Consider the following 14143-nt stretch of genomic DNA (forward strand, 5'->3'; position numbering starts at 1 on the left):
CCATGCCTCGACACCTGGGAGTGATCCCGTGAAGCGTCGTCGAACGGTACGGGACAGCGCCTCGATCGAACCGCCGCCCGGCTATTACGTGGCTGGGGCCGAGCCCCCGGACCCGGCGCAGCGCGCACTGATCCTGGACTGGGTCGTGAGCCGGCGCATCGCGAGCGGCTGGCGCGTCGAGGCGCGTTCGGAGAGCCAGGTGGTACTGGTGCGCGGGCAGCCGGTGAACCACGTGCTGCACGCCTTCCTCACCATCTTCTCGTGCCTGGCGTGGGGGATCGTGTGGGCGGGCGTCGCCCTGGTCAACCGCGTCGAGCGGGTGGCGCTCACCGTCGACGCCCAGGGGCGCGTCGTCTCGGTCGGCGCGCCGTGACACCTCACCCGAACGGGCGCGTCCGGGTGGCCCTGTGCCGTGGCCGGGAGGAGCGTCGGAGCTGATCTGCTCGCACCACCAGGGCAGGTCGGGACAGCAGGCGCCCGGCGCCTGTTCCGGCTAAGGAGTCCTCATGTCACAGCCCAGCACCCCCGCACCCGGCGCCTCGCGCCCCGCCGATCCCCGTCCGGGCGGCAACGCCGGCAGTCCGTGGGCGGCCGGGGGAACCGTGTTCGCCGGTGTCCTGCTCTTTGTGGACGGCATCCTCGGCGTCCTGAAGGGCATCGCGGGAATCGCCTCGAACGATGTGTATACGAGCATCAACGACTACGTCTTCAAGTTCAGCGTGACCTCGTGGGGCTGGATCCACCTGATCCTCGGCGTGATCCTCATCCTCGTGGGCTGGGGCATCCTCAAAGGCGCGACCTGGGCCCGCGGCGCGGGTGTCGTTCTCGCCTCCCTGAACCTCATCGCCAACTTCATGTGGCTCCCGTACACCCCGGTCTGGGCCATCGTCACCATCGCGATCGACGTCTTCGTCATCTGGGCCCTGTGCACCGACCGGTCGAACCCGAGCGACCTGGTGCGGAGCAGCTGAGCGAGGAACGGTCGGGCAGGCGAACCGGCCTGGCGGCGGGGCGGGCGGCGGTCGCGGGTGTCCGTTGTCAGTGGGGCGGTACACACTGGAGTCATGTGCCGCAGCATCAAGACGCTTCGCCCGCCCGCCCTCCCCGAAGAGGCCACCGAGGAGGACATGCGGGCCGCCGCCCTTCAGTACGTACGCAAGGTCTCCGGATTCCGCGCGCCCGCCGCGCACAACCGGGAGGTCTTCGACCGGGCCGTCGACGAGATCACCGCAGCCACGACGAAGCTGCTCGACGGCCTGGAGATACGGGGCGCGGCCCGGGGCTGAGGCGCGCCGCCCGTAAGCCGTCCGCTCCGGTGCGCCCCGCCGGTCAGGGGGCGGCCGGTGCGGGCGCCGAGACCGGTCCCGGACCGCCGAGGGCGGTCGGCCCGCCCGGGCGGGCGGCACCGGGGGCGGGGGTGGGCGACGGCACGGACACGAGCGGGGATGTCGTCGGTGCCACGGCCACGGATCCCGATGCGGATGCGGATGTGGACCGCGGGGTGGGCCCGGCTCCGGATGCCTGTGTCTCCGTGGCCGTCGGCGCCGTCTCGGCAGCCGCAGCCGTCGTCGCCGCTGCCTCGGCCTTGGCTTCGGCCGCCCTCAGCGTCACCGTGCGCGTCGCCGGACGTTTCACCAGGAACGCGGCCAGCGCGCCCGCCACGAACAGAGCCAGTACGGAGACTGCCGTGCCGAACCACGTCGAGCCCAGCCACCGGCCGCCGAAGTAGCCGAGGCCCACGCTGTAACCCGCCCACGCCAGACCCGCCAGCGCGGACCAGGGAAGGAAGTCCCGCTTCCTGCGGTGGGCGGCGCCCGCGCCGAGGGAGACCACGGAGCGGCCCGCGGGTGCGAACCGGGCGATGACCACCAGTGCGCCGCCGCCCCGGCTCAGCGCCGCGCCGAGACGCTCCTGCGCGGAGGTGAGCCGCCGGGAGCGGGCGATGGCCCGGTCCAGCCGGTCGCCCCCGCGCCAGGCGAGCCGGTACGCGACGAGGTCGCCGAGCACCGAGGCGGTGGCCGCGCACAGGATCAGTACGACGAGTGAGGGAACCTGCCCGTCGGTGCCTTCGCCGGCGCCGCTGACGGTGGTGGAGCCCGCTGCCGCCGCCGTGGCGGCCGTGATGACGAGAACGCCACTGGGCAGCAGGGGCAGAAAGACGTCCAGGAGAACGGAGAGGGCGACCACCGCGTAGATCCATGGGCTGCTGGTCAGCGCGGCCACACTCTCGAGCACCGTCTACTACTCCCCGTTCGTGTCAACGCCGCGACGTCGCAGGGGAGCGGCATGGGCGGCAGGTTCAGCTGTACAGCGTACGCGTGAGGGCCATCCGGACGCCGCCCGGAGTGGTTGATGTTGTGCAGGTCACGTACACCTGGAGGGCTTGTGCCCGTTAGGCGGGGAGAACGACCGGCACGAGCGAGGAGCAGCGCATGACGGCATGGATGGTACGGACGGGACGCGGTCCGGCGCACCCGATTTTGGGGCGGCGGGAGACGGCGGAACGTGAGAGCGGGGCGATGTCGCGGGGCCGGGGGGTCTCCCGGGGCGCCGGCGTGCTGGCGGGCACGGCAGCCCTGCTGGCGCTGGCCTGCGGCGTCGGCGTCGCCCACGGAACGGGCGGCGGCGCGGCGGACGCCTCCGGCGGCCACGGCGCGCACGGGGCCCCCGTGGCGGACGCCTCGGCGCGGGAGCCGGGCGGCGGGGGAGACCCGAGCCGCACGGATGACGTCGTCGCCGTGGGCGGCCGTTCGTGGATGCGGGCCGCGGGGGTCTTCTCCCCGCCCGGTTCCTTCCTCCCGTCCGACGCACTGACGTACGACACCCGGCTGGTGCCGGCGGGCGCGCGGATCGAGGTCACACAGTTCGCGGATCCGTCCGGCACCCGGGTCGGGGCGCGGCTGCGGGGGCTCGTGCCCGGCCGTGCGTACGGGATGCATGTGCACACCTCGCCCTGCGGCGCCGATCCCGCCGCTGCCGGGCCTCACTACCAGCACCGCCCGGCGGCGACGGCGGATCCGGTCAACGAGGTGTGGCTGGACTTCCGGACGGACGAGGAGGGCGACGGGCGGGCGGAGGCCCTGCACGGCTGGGGCTTCCGCGAGGACGGGGCGCGGTCGGTGATCATCCATGACCGGCAGGGCGGTGCGGGGGAGCGGGCGGCCTGCTTCACGGTGCCGTTCGGGCCCCACGGGCGGGAGTGACGGGGCTCCGTACCCTCGGGCGGACGACGGCGTACGGCGGTGTCCCGCTCCTCCGTGTCACCGGAGGGCCGGGGCACCGCCCTACGTCCCCGCCGCTCCGTGCGAGGAGGCTGCGGGGCAACGCCGGGACGGCGGGGTCGGACCTTGACAACAGAGTCGGACCGAGACGGCACGGTCGGACCGAGACGGCCCGATCGGACCCGAGGTGCCAGGTCGGACCCGAGGTGCCAGGTCAGACCGGGACGGCCGGGGTCTTGTCGCGCCGGGACGTGCCCTCGGCGTCGGCCGCCGTGTTCCGCGAACCGAAGAAGCGGTCCAGAGCGACGGTTCCCGGGCCGGTGAAGACCAGCAGCAGGAACGCCCAGCAGAACATCGCCGAGGCCTCGCCGCCGTTCTGGAGCGGCAGGAACGCCTCGGGCTGGTGCACCTTGAAGTACGCGTAGGCCATCGACCCCGAGGCGAGGAAGGCGGCAGCGCGGGTACCCAGGCCCAGGGCGACCAGGCACCCGCAGACCAGTTGGATCAGAGCGGCGTACCAGCCGGGCCAGGCGCCGGTCTCCGCCTGAGCGCCTCCGAGCACGCCGAAGAGCGTGGCGGCGCCGTGGAAGGCGAAGAGCAGGCCGACGACGAAGCGGAAGAGGCTGAGGACGTAGGGCTGGGCCTGGTTCAAGCGGATGAGCATGGGGGGCGGGCTCCTTCGGTCGTGGTGGGGACGTGAACCGATCGGCGCCACAGGTTAGGGAGGCCTCATCAATACTTGCAACTTCAACATTCTGTCGAGTGGCCGAAAACCGCCCCCTACTCAGGCGTAAGTGAACGCTCAAAAACCGCTTCGAGCTGGGGTCCCTGCTTGCTCGCCTTGGCCTGGACCAATGTCAGCGCAGACTTCCGGCCATGCAACGTGAGCGTCATGAGTTGGTTACCGAACCAGGGGCCACCCGCCTTGTCCCAGAGCACCGGCGACGCTCCCGTACGGCCGTGGCGGGACAGCAGTCGGCCGATCCGCCGGCCCGCCCGGCTCCAGCCGAAACGGAAAGCCGTTCGGATCGACCGGGGGATCGAGTTGTGCACGGGTGAGCAGGTCAGCTGAAGGACACGGGCAACCGGGGCGTTCCCGGAGTCAGGACCGGAATGGGTCCCGGGGTGGGAGCCGGGTCCGGGATCGGACTTCGGCCATCGTGGCTCGGCGATGTAGGCATGGTGCACATCGCCCGAGAGGACGCATACCGTCGCCGGGGCGTCCGGGCCGCTCCCCGCTTCCCGCAGCAGCTCCGTGAACCGGTCGAAGGATTCCGGGAAGGCGGCCCAATGTTCCAGGTCGGAAGCGCGGCGCAGCTTCTCGCCGAAGCGTGCCCAGCGTGGCCCGCGTACGCCCGCGCACAGGGTTGCGTTCCAGCGCTCCGCGTCATGGACGAGCGGGGGCAGCAGCCACGGCAGGGAGCTGCCGACGAGGAGGTGATCGTATGAAGAGGGGTCGTCCAGGACCGCGTCCCGCAGCCAGTCGGCCTCCTCGGCGTCGAGCATCGACCGCTGCTCCTCGGCCAGGACGCGGGCGGCGCGCGTGTCGACCATCACCAGCCGTACTCGGCCGAAAACACGCCGGTAGCTCCACCGAGTACGGGCGGGATCCGCGTCGGTCTCGGCGGCGAAGCGGCGCAGCGTCTCGGTGCCGTCGGGCGAAGCTCTGACCGCCGCGTACACGGGGTCGGCGGCCAGTTCGACGGGGGAGAGATTGCCCAGGTGCTGGTGGACCCAGTACGACATCAGCCCGCTGACGATCCGTTCGTGCCACCAGGGTGTGGTGCGCATGTCCCGCTGCCAGGCGGCGCTGGTGTTCCAGTCGTCGATGACGTCGTGGTCGTCGAAGATCATGCAGCTGGGGACCGTGGAGAGCAGCCAGCGGACCTCCGGATCGCGCCACGACTCGTCGTAGAGGTAGGTGTACTCCTCGTAGTCCGCGATCTCCGCGCCCGGCGGCTCGCCCAGGTCCCGGCGGGCGGCGAGTCTGCGCCGGGTCGCCCCGGAGGTCTCGTCCGCGTACACCTGGTCGCCGAGGAGCAGCAGGACGTCGGGCCGCTCGGCCGCCGGATCCGCGGCGAGGCGGGCGGCCAGGGTCACCAGGGCGTCCGGCCCCACGGGGTCGTGCCCGCCGCCGGGAGCGGCCGCCCACCGGCACGAGCCGAACGAGATCCGCACCCCGTCCGGCTCCGCCCCGGCGACGTCCGGAGCCGCCGCGGACGGCGTGGTGATGGTACTCGGCGGGAGGCCCGCGTCGGCGGGCGGCCAGACGCGCCGGGACCCGATCAGCACCTCGTACGCCGTGGTGGAACCGGGGGTCAGCCCCTCCACGACGACCAGGGCGTAGTGGTGCCCGGCCACCGAGAAGGTGGGCGACGCCCCCGAGGCGCCGTCCGCGCACCGGACCTCCACGGTGCACGGGCGGCTCGCCTCGACCCAGACGGTCGCGGTGGTCCCCGACTCCCAGTCGACGTACCGCAGCAGTGGTCCCAGGCGCAGCCCGGCCATGTGATATCTCCTCGCGACGCCGTCACAGATGGGGTCCGTAACGTACAGAACGCAGGAGGAGGACGCACGGCTTCCGGTGGGCCGGCGGCTGTGCGGTGGCTCGGGGAGTCGGCGGACGTGCGCGGCGGGGCGGGGAGTCAGTGGCCGTGCGCGGTGGTCAGCAGCCGTTCAGGGCGGACTGCAGGGCGCTCTTCTCGGCGGAGTCCACGGTCAGGTTGTAGTGCTTCTTGACGTGGACCCAGGCGCGGACGTAGGTGCACTTGTACGAGGAGGTCGGCGGCATCCATTCGGCCGGGTCCTTGTCGCCCTTGGACTGGTTCACGTTGTCGGTGACCGCGATGAGCTGCGGGCGCGTCAGGTCGTTGGCGAACGACTGGCGCTGGGCGGTGGTCCAGCTGCTCGCGCCGGAGCGCCAGGCCTCGGCGAGCGGGATCATGTGGTCGATGTCCACGTCGGAGGCGGCGCTCCAGGTGGCGCCGTCGTAGGTCGAGTACCAACTGCCGCTGACCGCGGCGCAGGAGGCGTCCTGCTGGACGTTCGTGCCGTCGCGCTTGAGGACGACCTCGCGGGTGTTGCAGGCTCCCGACTGGGTGATCCAGTGCGGGAACTTGTCGCGGCTGTAGCCGCTGGACGAGCCCTCCGCGCCGACGTTGAGCTGGCCGAGGTAGGTGCGTGCGGTCGCCGCGCTGACCGGGGTGGGCATGGCGGCCTGCGCGCTCGGGGCGGTGAACAGGGCGGACGTGGCGGCGAGCGCGGCGGTTGCGGCGACGACGGAAAGGCGACGCGCGTAGACACCGTACATGCGAACTCCCTTGGTGTGGGGGGTGCTTGGGCGGGCGTGAGGAGGCCCGGCCATCATGGCGACGCCAGGTTTCCGTGGGGTGGGCGTCAGGTAACAGAGTGGCGACATGTGCACGTCACATCAAGGGGTGTGCAAGGGGAGTGACGGATCGCGGGAGCGCGCGGACCCGCCACGGGCGGTTTGTCCGGGTGGTGTTGGGCATCCGCCGGGGCGTCGGGGGCGCGCGCGGTCCCGGGCGCGCCCCCCGGGCGGTCCCGGGAGCGGCCCTATCGTTGCCGGGTGCTGCTTCCGGTCTCCCCCACCCTCGGTGTCGTGCTCGCCGTCCTGCTGCTCCTCGCCGCCGCCGTCGCCGCGTGGGCCTCGCTGGGCCGGTCGCGAGAGATCCTCGTCGCCGGGGTGCGGGCGGCCGTCCAACTCGCCGCCGTATCCCTGCTCATCGGCTGGGTGGTCCGCTCCTTGGCGCCGCTTCTCGGGTTCGTGGCGTTGATGTTCGCCGTGGCCGTGTGGACCGCGGGGCGCCGGATCACCGGTAACCGCACCTGGCGCTGGGCGGCCGTGCCGATCGGGGCGGGCGTGCTGCCCGTGGTGGGGGCGCTGCTGCTGACGGGGCTCGTGCCGGTCCGGGGCCTGGCGCTCATCCCGGTGGCGGGCATCCTCATCGGCGGGGCGCTCACCGCGACCGTGCTCGGCGGGCGGCGCGCGCTGGACGAACTCGCCGGCCGGCGCGGGGAGGTGGAGGCCGGCATGGCCCTCGGGCTGCTCGACCGGGACGCCAGGCTGGAGATCGTGCGGCCCGCGGCGTCGGACGCGTTGCTGCCCGGGCTCGACCAGACCCGGACGGTCGGGCTCGTCACCTTGCCGGGGGCGTTCGTGGGCATGCTGCTGGGCGGCGCCTCACCCGTGGAGGCGGGCGCCGTGCAGCTGTTCGTCCTGGTGGCGCTGATGGCGGTCCAGGTGGTCGCCGTCGCGGCGGTCCTGGAACTGGTCGCGCGCGGGCTGTTGCATCGGGGGTGAGCCCCGCTTCGGGGTGGGCCCTGCTATGAGATGCACCCGGCTTCGGGGTGGGCCCCGCTTCGAGATGCGCCCCGCTTCGGAGTGGGCCCACTTCGAGATGCGCTCCGCTTCGGAGTGAGGGGCCGGGCCAGGGGTGTGGCTCAGGCCTCGTCGATGTGCAGACGGATCGAGCCGTCCTCGGCCGCCTCCACGCGCACCCGCGTCAGATCCTCGACATGGGCGTCCGGCGCGAGGGCCGCGGCGCGCGGGCCGACGCCCACGACGCGCATGCCCGCCGCCCGGCCGGCCGCGATGCCCGCCTCGGAGTCCTCGAACACGATGCAGTCCGCCGCGTCGAAGCCCAGCTCCGCCGCGCCCTTGAGGAAGCCCTCGGGGTCCGGCTTACTGGCCCCGACCTGCTCGGCGGTGACGCGGACTGCGGGCATCGGCAGCGCGGCGGCACCCATCCGGGCCGTCGCCAGCGGAGTGTCGGCGGAGGTCACCAGCGCGTGCGGCAGCTCGGCGATCGCGGCCATGAACGCGGGCGCCCCGCCGATCGGTACGACGCCCTCGACGTCGGCGGTCTCCTCGGCCAGCATCACCCGGTTGTCCGCGTAGTTCTCCTCCACCGGGCGGTCCGGGAGCAGGACGGCCATCGTGGCGTACCCCTGACGGCCGTGGACCACCTTGAGCGCGGCCTCGGGGTCCAGCCCGTGCTCGATCGCCCAGCGCCGCCAGCAGCGCTCCACCACCGCGTCGGAGTTCACGAGGGTGCCGTCCATGTCCAGGAGGAGGGCTCGTGCGGTGAGGACGGTGGGAGGCATCGGCTGCTCCAGAACGCGGGGAGGTGTGCGAACGGCCCGGGTGCGCGTGCCGCGGGGCGTGACGTACACGGGCTGCGAAGGGTGCGCGGTACCAGGTGTGCGGTACCGCGTGCGGCAACCAAGGCAACCCCCGCCCGCCGGTCAGGGAGTGCGGGCGGGAGCTACTTTGTTCCATCACGATACAAAAACCGGGGCCGGAACGCCAATCTCCCGGCGCGGCGGGCGGCCGCGAGGGGCTCGGTGGGCTCGGTGCGTTCAGTGGGCTCGGTGGCGTCCGCGTCCGTTCGTCTCCGCCTCCAGCGCGCGCCGCGTGTTCGGCCCGTACACGCCCGTCGGATCGCCCTGGATCGCCTTGTACGACTGGTAGATCGCCACGGAGTACGCCACCTGGTCGCTGTAGGAGCTCCCGTCGACCGGCCCCGAGTAGAGCCATTCCCCGACGGTCCGGAGCCGGGTCTGCAACTCGGCGACTTCCGGGCCCCGGTCGCCCGGGCGCAGGGAGGAGCCGGCCAGTCCCGGGGGCGGATCGGCGGGCGGTGCGGCCGGCGGAGCGCCGCCGTCCGGGGTGGGCGACGCGCTCGCCGTCGGTGACGCGGGCGCGGACGTGGTGGCGGTCGGCTCGGGCTCCCGGCTCTCCGTCGGCGAGGCGGACGCGGACGGTGGTGCGGACGGGGCGGCCGAGGGGGACTGCGTACGGGGCGGCGTGGCCGACGCCGTGGGGGACGGGGCCACCGAAGCGGCCGGTTCGTCGGCCTCGGTGTCCGGGACGCTCGTGGTGGCCTCCGGCAGCGCCTCGTCCCCGCTGTCGTCGACGCCGAACAGCCCGCCGGCGAAGGCCGCCGTGCCGACCACCGCGGCCACGGCCGCCCCCACGGCGAGCGCCCCGAGGGGGCGCCTGCGGCGCGGTCGCACGGGGTCGGGAGCGAAGACAGGAGTCGCGCCCGGGGTGCGCCTCCGGCTGCCGTCCGGCACGGCGCCCCTGTCGTCCGGCACGGCGCCACGGCCCACGCCCGCGCCGGTGCCCGCGCCCATGCCGCCGTTCGGGCCGTCGCCCCCCAGGAACAGCGGCATGGTGGTCGCCGCCGCCCCCGGACCGATCGCGGCCCCTGCGGTCTCCGTCGCGGTCCGGTCGGCGTCGGGTGCCGGCGCACCGGTCCCGGGGGCCGTGCCCTCCTGCGTACGGGAAGCCGCGTCGTCCCGCATCCCGGAGGGCCGCGCGCCGTCCCACGTACCGGTGGCCGTGCCCTCCCGTGCGCCGGGCCCGGAACGAGGTCCCCCGGCCTCGCCGCCGCCCGTCCCGGAGTGGTCCGACAGCGTCACGTACGGCCGGATGCGCAGCGGGTCGAAGTCCTCGGCCGCGGCGATCTCCGCCGTGCGGGCGGCGCGCTGTTCGTCCTCCGTGAGCTGCTGCGATGGCACGCCGGCGCCGCACCGGCACGGCACCCGATGCTCCATGCCGGGCTGCCCGGCCGTCTGTCTCCCGCACTCCGGGCATGCGTGTCCGGTCATGGTGGGTCCCCTCCCCTTGAGCTGCCTGCGATTATGCAGCCCGCTCCGGGGAAGCCCAACGGCCTGCTGGGGCTCGGCCCGCCCCCGGCAGGCCATAACGGGGTGAAACGTCCAGGATGGGGGTGTAGTGGATCAGCGGATCAGTGGATCCATGAGTCAGTTGATCAGTGGATGCAGTGGATGCAGCGGATCGAGGAGACGCCCATGGCCCAGCAGCTGAGCCCGTCACCCCCGGCGCCCGGTGAGGGACAGTCCCACCGGAGCGTCCTGGTGGCGATCGGAGCGCTGCTCCTCGGCATGCTGCTCGCGGCACTCGATCAGACCATCGTCTCCACGGCGCTCCCGACGATCGTCAGTGAGCTCGGCGGCCTCGACCACCTGTCCTGGGTGGTGACCGCCTACCTGTTGGCGGCCACCGCAGCGACCCCGCTGTGGGGCAAGCTCGGCGACCAGTACGGCCGCAAGAAGCTCTTCCAGACCGCGATCGTGATCTTCCTGATCGGCTCCGCCCTCTGCGGGGTCGCCCAGAACATGCCCCAGCTGATCGGTTTCCGGGCCCTCCAGGGACTCGGCGGCGGCGGGCTCATGGTGCTGTCGATGGCGATCGTCGGCGACCTCGTCACACCGCGCGAACGCGGCAAGTACCAAGGGCTCTTCGGCGCGGTCTTCGGCGTCACGAGCGTCCTCGGGCCCCTCCTCGGCGGCTTCTTCACCGAACACCTCAGCTGGCGCTGGGTCTTCTACATCAACCTGCCGATCGGCGTCGTCGCGCTGGTCGTCATCGCGGCCGTCCTGCACATCCCGGTCCGCCGCGAGAAGCACACCATCGACTACCTCGGCACCTTCCTCATCGCGGCCGTCGCCACCGCCCTGGTACTCGTCGCCTCCCTCGGCGGTACGACCTGGGCCTGGAGCTCCCCGCAGATCATCGGGCTCGCGGTGCTCGCCGTCGTGCTGCTCGTGGCCTTCATCGCCGTCGAGCGGCGCGCGGCCGAACCCGTACTGCCGCTACAGCTCTTCCGGATCAGGACCTTCGCCCTCGTCGCCGTGATCAGCTTCGTCATCGGCTTCGCCATGTTCGGCGCGATGACCTACCTGCCGACCTTCCTCCAGGTGGTGCACGACATCACCCCGACGATGTCCGGCGTGCACATGCTGCCGATGGTGTTCGGCCTGCTGATCACCTCGACCGGCTCCGGCCAGATCGTCAGCCGCACCGGCCGCTGGAAGGTCTTCCCGGTCCTGGGAACCGCCATCACCGCCGTCGGGCTGCTGCTGCTCCACCAGCTCGACGAGAACAGCTCCACCTGGCTGATGAGCGCCTTCTTCTTCGTCTTCGGCGCCGGTCTCGGCCTGGTGATGCAGGTCCTCGTCCTGGTCGCCCAGAACTCCGTCTCCTACCAGGACCTCGGTGTCGCCACCTCCGGCGTGACGTTCTTCCGGTCCATCGGCTCCGCGTTCGGCGTGGCCATCTTCGGGACCATCTTCGCCAACCGGCTGACCGGGCAGCTCACGGGCGCGCTTGCGGGGCAGTCGCTGCCGCCCGGTGTCGACGCGGGGCGGCTGGCCGCCGACCCCCGGGCCATCGGGCAGCTCCCGGCCGACCTGCGGCCCTCCGTCCTCGGCGCGTACTCCACCTCCATCACGGACGTCTTCCTGTACGCCGTCCCGGTGGTCCTCCTGGCCTTCGTCCTCGCCTGGTTCCTCCGTGAGGACAAGCTCCGGGGCTCGGTTACCGCCCCCGACACCAGTCAGACACTCGCCTCCAACCCCGTCGAGCGCTCCTCGTACGACGAGTGCGCCCGCGCCCTGTCGGTGCTCGCGACCCGGGAGGGCCGCCGTGAGATCTACGAGAAGATCACCGCGCGGGCGGGGTACGACCTGCTGCCCGCCGCCAGCTGGCTGCTCCTGCGGATCAAGCGGCACGGCACTGTCGAACCCGCCCGGCTCGCCGAGACGGCACCCGTACCCCTGCACGTGATCACCGATGCGGCCCGGCAGGTCGAGGAACGCGGACTGGCCCGCCGGGAGGGTCTGCAGATGATCCTCACCGACACCGGGGCCGAGGCCGTCGTCCGGCTCTCGCAGGCCCGCGAGGACTCCCTCGCCGAACTCCTCGGCGACTGGTGGGGCCCCGAGCGCCCCACCGACCTGGTCAGACTCGTCAGCGAACTGACCGCCGAGGTCAGCGGCTCGACCAGGGAGCGCCCCCACACCCCGCAGCCGCCCCGCGACCACGAGGCCCACCTGCGCCAGGACGAGCGCGAGGCCCACGAACGGCGCTTCGACGAGCGCGAGGGCCACGACCGGCGGCCCGATGACCATGAGGGCCACGATCGGCCGACCCGATGACCGTGAGGGCCATGACCGGCCGACCCGATGACCGTGGCGATCACGGCCACCGTCCCCCGCCCGCCTGAGCACCCGGAACCCGGGCCGGGGTGCCGCCGCCCGGCAGCCGGGGCGTCGCCCGACAGGCCGGACGCCGCCGTCACAGCTCCTTGGCGAACCAGTGCTCCGCGTACTGATTGCGCCGGTGGAACGCCGGCACTTCGCGATATCCGTGCTTCGTGTACAGCCCGCGCGCCTCGACCAGGTCATTGCGGGTGTCCAGCCGCAGCAGCCGTACGCCGTACGCCCTCGCCGCCTCCTCCACCGCGGCCAGCAGCAGCCCGCCACCGCCCGTGCCCCGGAACGCCGGGCGCACGTACACCCGCGTCAGCTCCGCCGTGCCCGGACCCGCGGACTCCGTCAGCACCAGCCCGGCGCAGCTCGCCGCTTCGCTCCTGTACCGGCCGACGACGAACTGCCCGGTCGGCGGTACGAGCAGGTCGGCTCCGTCGCCGTCGAGCCCGTCGTCGATCTCCCCGGCGGTGGCGGGCCGCTGCCAGTAACGGCTCGCGACCTCGTCGTAGTAGTCACGGCGCAGGGTGCTCGCGTCGGGGGAGTCGAATCGTTCGGCGGCCACGGTCCAGGTCATGTGGAACATTCTTGCTGCCGCACGGCCGAACGACGACGCGATTTACCTGTAGGGGGCAGTAATGACTGATGTGTCCGCGACCGACGCCGCGATCGACGCCGCGAGCACGACCGGAGCCGCGAGCACGACCGACGCCGCGACCACGACCGGAGCCGTCCAGAGCCTCGCCGAGCGCTGGATACGGGACGGCATGGCAGCCGGAGAGGGCCCCGGCGGTACGGGGACGGGCACCGGCTTCGTGTGCTCGCCCGCCGGGCTCTGGCTCGCCCTGGCCGCCGTGGCCGCCGGTGCGCGCGGCGCGACCGCGGCCGAGCTGCGGGCCCTCCTCGGCACCGCGGACCGGGAGGCCGCGCCGGCCGTCACGGCGGTCGCCCGCGAGCTGGCCCGGACCGGGGCGCTGGGCGCGGCCACCCGGGTCTGGAGCCGGGTGCCCGTCCTTCCCGCGTACCAGGAGGCGCTGCCGGACGTCCGCTTCGACCCGATGGACCCGGCGGCCGTCGACGCCTGGGTCCGCGAGGCCACCGGAGGGCTGATCGAGCGGCTGCCGCTGGAGATCACCGACGCGACCCTGCTCGCGCTGGTCAACGTCCTGGCGCTGAAGGCCCGCTGGGAGGAGCCGTTCGAGGGACGGCGGACCCGGAACCTGCTGTTCACCGACGCGGCGGGGACGGTCGGCCCGGTGCCGACCATGATCAAGGACGTGCCGTCGGCCGACGCCTGGACGGTCGACGGTACGCACGTCGTCGAGCTGCGTTGCGAAAGGGAACCGGGCGGCGGCCCCGGGGCGCGGGTCCGCCTCGTCCTGGGGGAGCCGGGGGCCGGGGCCGGCCGGGTACTGCCCGTGGGCTGGGCGGCCCGGGGCGTGGGAGCCCCGCTGGACGCCGACCGGGTGACCATCGGGCTGCCGCGCCTCGCCCTGCGGACCCGGGTCCCCGTCACCGATCACCTGCCCGCCCTCGGCGTACGGCTGGCCACCTCCGACGCCGCCGACTTCTCCGGCCTTTCGCCGGAACCCCTCGCGATCTCCGCCGTGGTCCAGGAAGCCGTGCTGAAGATCGCCGAGGAGGGGGTGGAGGCCGCAGCCGTGGCGGTGGTCGCGATGCGGCCGGGCGCCGCCCCCGGGCCGCAGCGGGTGCACCACATCGCCTTCGACCGCCCCTTCGGCGTCGTCGTGCTGGCCGGGTTTAAGGACACCCCGCTGTTCACCGCCTGGCAGGCCCAGGCCCCCGCCGACCCGGACGCCTGAGACCTGTCAGCAGTCTCCCGTCATCCCCACGGACGACTTCTTCCGGACCGAAGCAGGATG

At 73.1% G+C, this 14143-nt stretch carries 14 protein-coding genes; 7 read left to right on the forward strand and 7 right to left on the reverse strand.

Annotation, left to right across the window (positions count from 1 at the left end; genetic code table 11):
• Positions 1 to 28 precede the first annotated feature (28 nt).
• From N7925_RS26390 to N7925_RS26400, 3 genes are all read left to right on the forward strand, one after another.
• A complete protein-coding gene (locus N7925_RS26390) occupies positions 29 to 373 on the forward strand; it encodes a hypothetical protein (RefSeq protein ID WP_274345362.1) in 345 nt (114 codons plus the stop codon).
• A gap of 133 nt (positions 374 to 506) precedes the next feature.
• The gene (locus N7925_RS26395; protein ID WP_265601904.1) at positions 507 to 971 is read left to right on the forward strand and encodes a DUF7144 family membrane protein; all 465 of its coding nucleotides are present in this window, start codon (positions 507 to 509) and stop codon (positions 969 to 971) included.
• Positions 972 to 1064: 93 nt separating this feature from the next.
• The gene (locus N7925_RS26400; RefSeq protein WP_265601905.1) at positions 1065 to 1286 is read left to right on the forward strand and encodes a DUF2277 domain-containing protein; all 222 of its coding nucleotides are present in this window, start codon (positions 1065 to 1067) and stop codon (positions 1284 to 1286) included.
• A gap of 43 nt (positions 1287 to 1329) precedes the next feature.
• Here N7925_RS26400 and N7925_RS26405 read toward each other — a convergent pair whose 3' ends face one another.
• The gene (locus N7925_RS26405; RefSeq protein WP_274345363.1) at positions 1330 to 2235 is read right to left on the reverse strand and encodes a DedA family protein; all 906 of its coding nucleotides are present in this window, start codon (positions 2233 to 2235) and stop codon (positions 1330 to 1332) included.
• Positions 2236 to 2432: 197 nt separating this feature from the next.
• On the opposite strand from N7925_RS26405, the gene N7925_RS26410 reads away from it, so the two are divergent.
• On the forward strand, positions 2433 to 3203 hold the full coding sequence (locus tag N7925_RS26410; RefSeq protein WP_274345364.1) for a superoxide dismutase family protein: 771 nt from the start codon (positions 2433 to 2435) through the stop codon (positions 3201 to 3203).
• 232 nt (positions 3204 to 3435) lie between these two features.
• On the opposite strand, the gene N7925_RS26415 is transcribed toward N7925_RS26410, so the two are convergent.
• The 3 genes from N7925_RS26415 to N7925_RS26425 form a co-directional block, all read right to left on the reverse strand.
• The gene (locus N7925_RS26415; protein ID WP_274345365.1) at positions 3436 to 3885 is read right to left on the reverse strand and encodes a DoxX family protein; all 450 of its coding nucleotides are present in this window, start codon (positions 3883 to 3885) and stop codon (positions 3436 to 3438) included.
• 116 nt (positions 3886 to 4001) lie between these two features.
• On the reverse strand, positions 4002 to 5729 hold the full coding sequence (locus N7925_RS26420) for an alkaline phosphatase D family protein (protein ID WP_274345366.1): 1728 nt from the start codon (positions 5727 to 5729) through the stop codon (positions 4002 to 4004).
• 157 nt (positions 5730 to 5886) lie between these two features.
• Entirely contained in the window at positions 5887 to 6531 is a 645-nt protein-coding gene (locus N7925_RS26425) for an HNH endonuclease family protein (protein WP_274345367.1), read from the reverse strand.
• 279 nt (positions 6532 to 6810) lie between these two features.
• On the opposite strand from N7925_RS26425, the gene N7925_RS26430 reads away from it, so the two are divergent.
• Positions 6811 to 7545: an ABC transporter permease gene (locus N7925_RS26430; protein WP_265601911.1), complete on the forward strand. Its 735-nt coding sequence runs from the start codon at positions 6811 to 6813 to the stop codon at positions 7543 to 7545.
• A gap of 140 nt (positions 7546 to 7685) precedes the next feature.
• On the opposite strand, the gene N7925_RS26435 is transcribed toward N7925_RS26430, so the two are convergent.
• Together N7925_RS26435 and N7925_RS26440 are read right to left on the reverse strand one after the other, a co-directional pair.
• Positions 7686 to 8348 (reverse strand): HAD-IA family hydrolase, encoded by a 663-nt coding sequence (locus N7925_RS26435; protein WP_265601912.1) that lies wholly within the window; start codon positions 8346 to 8348, stop codon positions 7686 to 7688.
• A gap of 255 nt (positions 8349 to 8603) precedes the next feature.
• On the reverse strand, positions 8604 to 9791 hold the full coding sequence (locus tag N7925_RS26440; protein WP_274346559.1) for a peptidoglycan-binding domain-containing protein: 1188 nt from the start codon (positions 9789 to 9791) through the stop codon (positions 8604 to 8606).
• A gap of 270 nt (positions 9792 to 10061) precedes the next feature.
• On the opposite strand from N7925_RS26440, the gene N7925_RS26445 reads away from it, so the two are divergent.
• A complete protein-coding gene (locus N7925_RS26445; protein WP_274346560.1) occupies positions 10062 to 12209 on the forward strand; it encodes an MDR family MFS transporter in 2148 nt (715 codons plus the stop codon).
• Positions 12210 to 12348: 139 nt separating this feature from the next.
• Here the strand turns inward: N7925_RS26445 and N7925_RS26450 are convergent, their stop codons facing one another.
• Positions 12349 to 12837: a GNAT family N-acetyltransferase gene (locus tag N7925_RS26450; protein WP_265601913.1), complete on the reverse strand. Its 489-nt coding sequence runs from the start codon at positions 12835 to 12837 to the stop codon at positions 12349 to 12351.
• 61 nt (positions 12838 to 12898) lie between these two features.
• Between N7925_RS26450 and N7925_RS26455 the strand changes: the two genes are divergently transcribed.
• Entirely contained in the window at positions 12899 to 14083 is a 1185-nt protein-coding gene (locus tag N7925_RS26455) for a serpin family protein (RefSeq protein ID WP_274345368.1), read from the forward strand.
• Positions 14084 to 14143: the final 60 nt, after the last annotated feature.

Origin of the sequence: Streptomyces sp. CA-278952 (genome assembly GCF_028747205.1) — a bacterium.
In the GTDB taxonomy this organism is placed as follows: domain Bacteria; phylum Actinomycetota; class Actinomycetes; order Streptomycetales; family Streptomycetaceae; genus Streptomyces.

What these genes read in the sequence shown, in the direction of transcription:
- N7925_RS26415 (WP_274345365.1), bottom strand. Translation starts at nt 3,885, where the DNA reads ATGCTCATCCGCTTGAACCAGGCCCAGCCCTACGTCCTCAGCCTCTTC.
- N7925_RS26455 (WP_274345368.1), top strand. Translation starts at nt 12,899, where the DNA reads ATGACTGATGTGTCCGCGACCGACGCCGCGATCGACGCCGCGAGCACG.
- N7925_RS26395 (WP_265601904.1), top strand. Translation starts at nt 507, where the DNA reads ATGTCACAGCCCAGCACCCCCGCACCCGGCGCCTCGCGCCCCGCCGAT.
- N7925_RS26435 (WP_265601912.1), bottom strand. Translation starts at nt 8,348, where the DNA reads ATGCCTCCCACCGTCCTCACCGCACGAGCCCTCCTCCTGGACATGGAC.
- N7925_RS26400 (WP_265601905.1), top strand. Translation starts at nt 1,065, where the DNA reads ATGTGCCGCAGCATCAAGACGCTTCGCCCGCCCGCCCTCCCCGAAGAG.
- N7925_RS26450 (WP_265601913.1), bottom strand. Translation starts at nt 12,837, where the DNA reads ATGACCTGGACCGTGGCCGCCGAACGATTCGACTCCCCCGACGCGAGC.
- N7925_RS26445 (WP_274346560.1), top strand. Translation starts at nt 10,062, where the DNA reads ATGGCCCAGCAGCTGAGCCCGTCACCCCCGGCGCCCGGTGAGGGACAG.
- N7925_RS26410 (WP_274345364.1), top strand. Translation starts at nt 2,433, where the DNA reads ATGACGGCATGGATGGTACGGACGGGACGCGGTCCGGCGCACCCGATT.
- N7925_RS26420 (WP_274345366.1), bottom strand. Translation starts at nt 5,729, where the DNA reads ATGGCCGGGCTGCGCCTGGGACCACTGCTGCGGTACGTCGACTGGGAG.
- N7925_RS26425 (WP_274345367.1), bottom strand. Translation starts at nt 6,531, where the DNA reads ATGTACGGTGTCTACGCGCGTCGCCTTTCCGTCGTCGCCGCAACCGCC.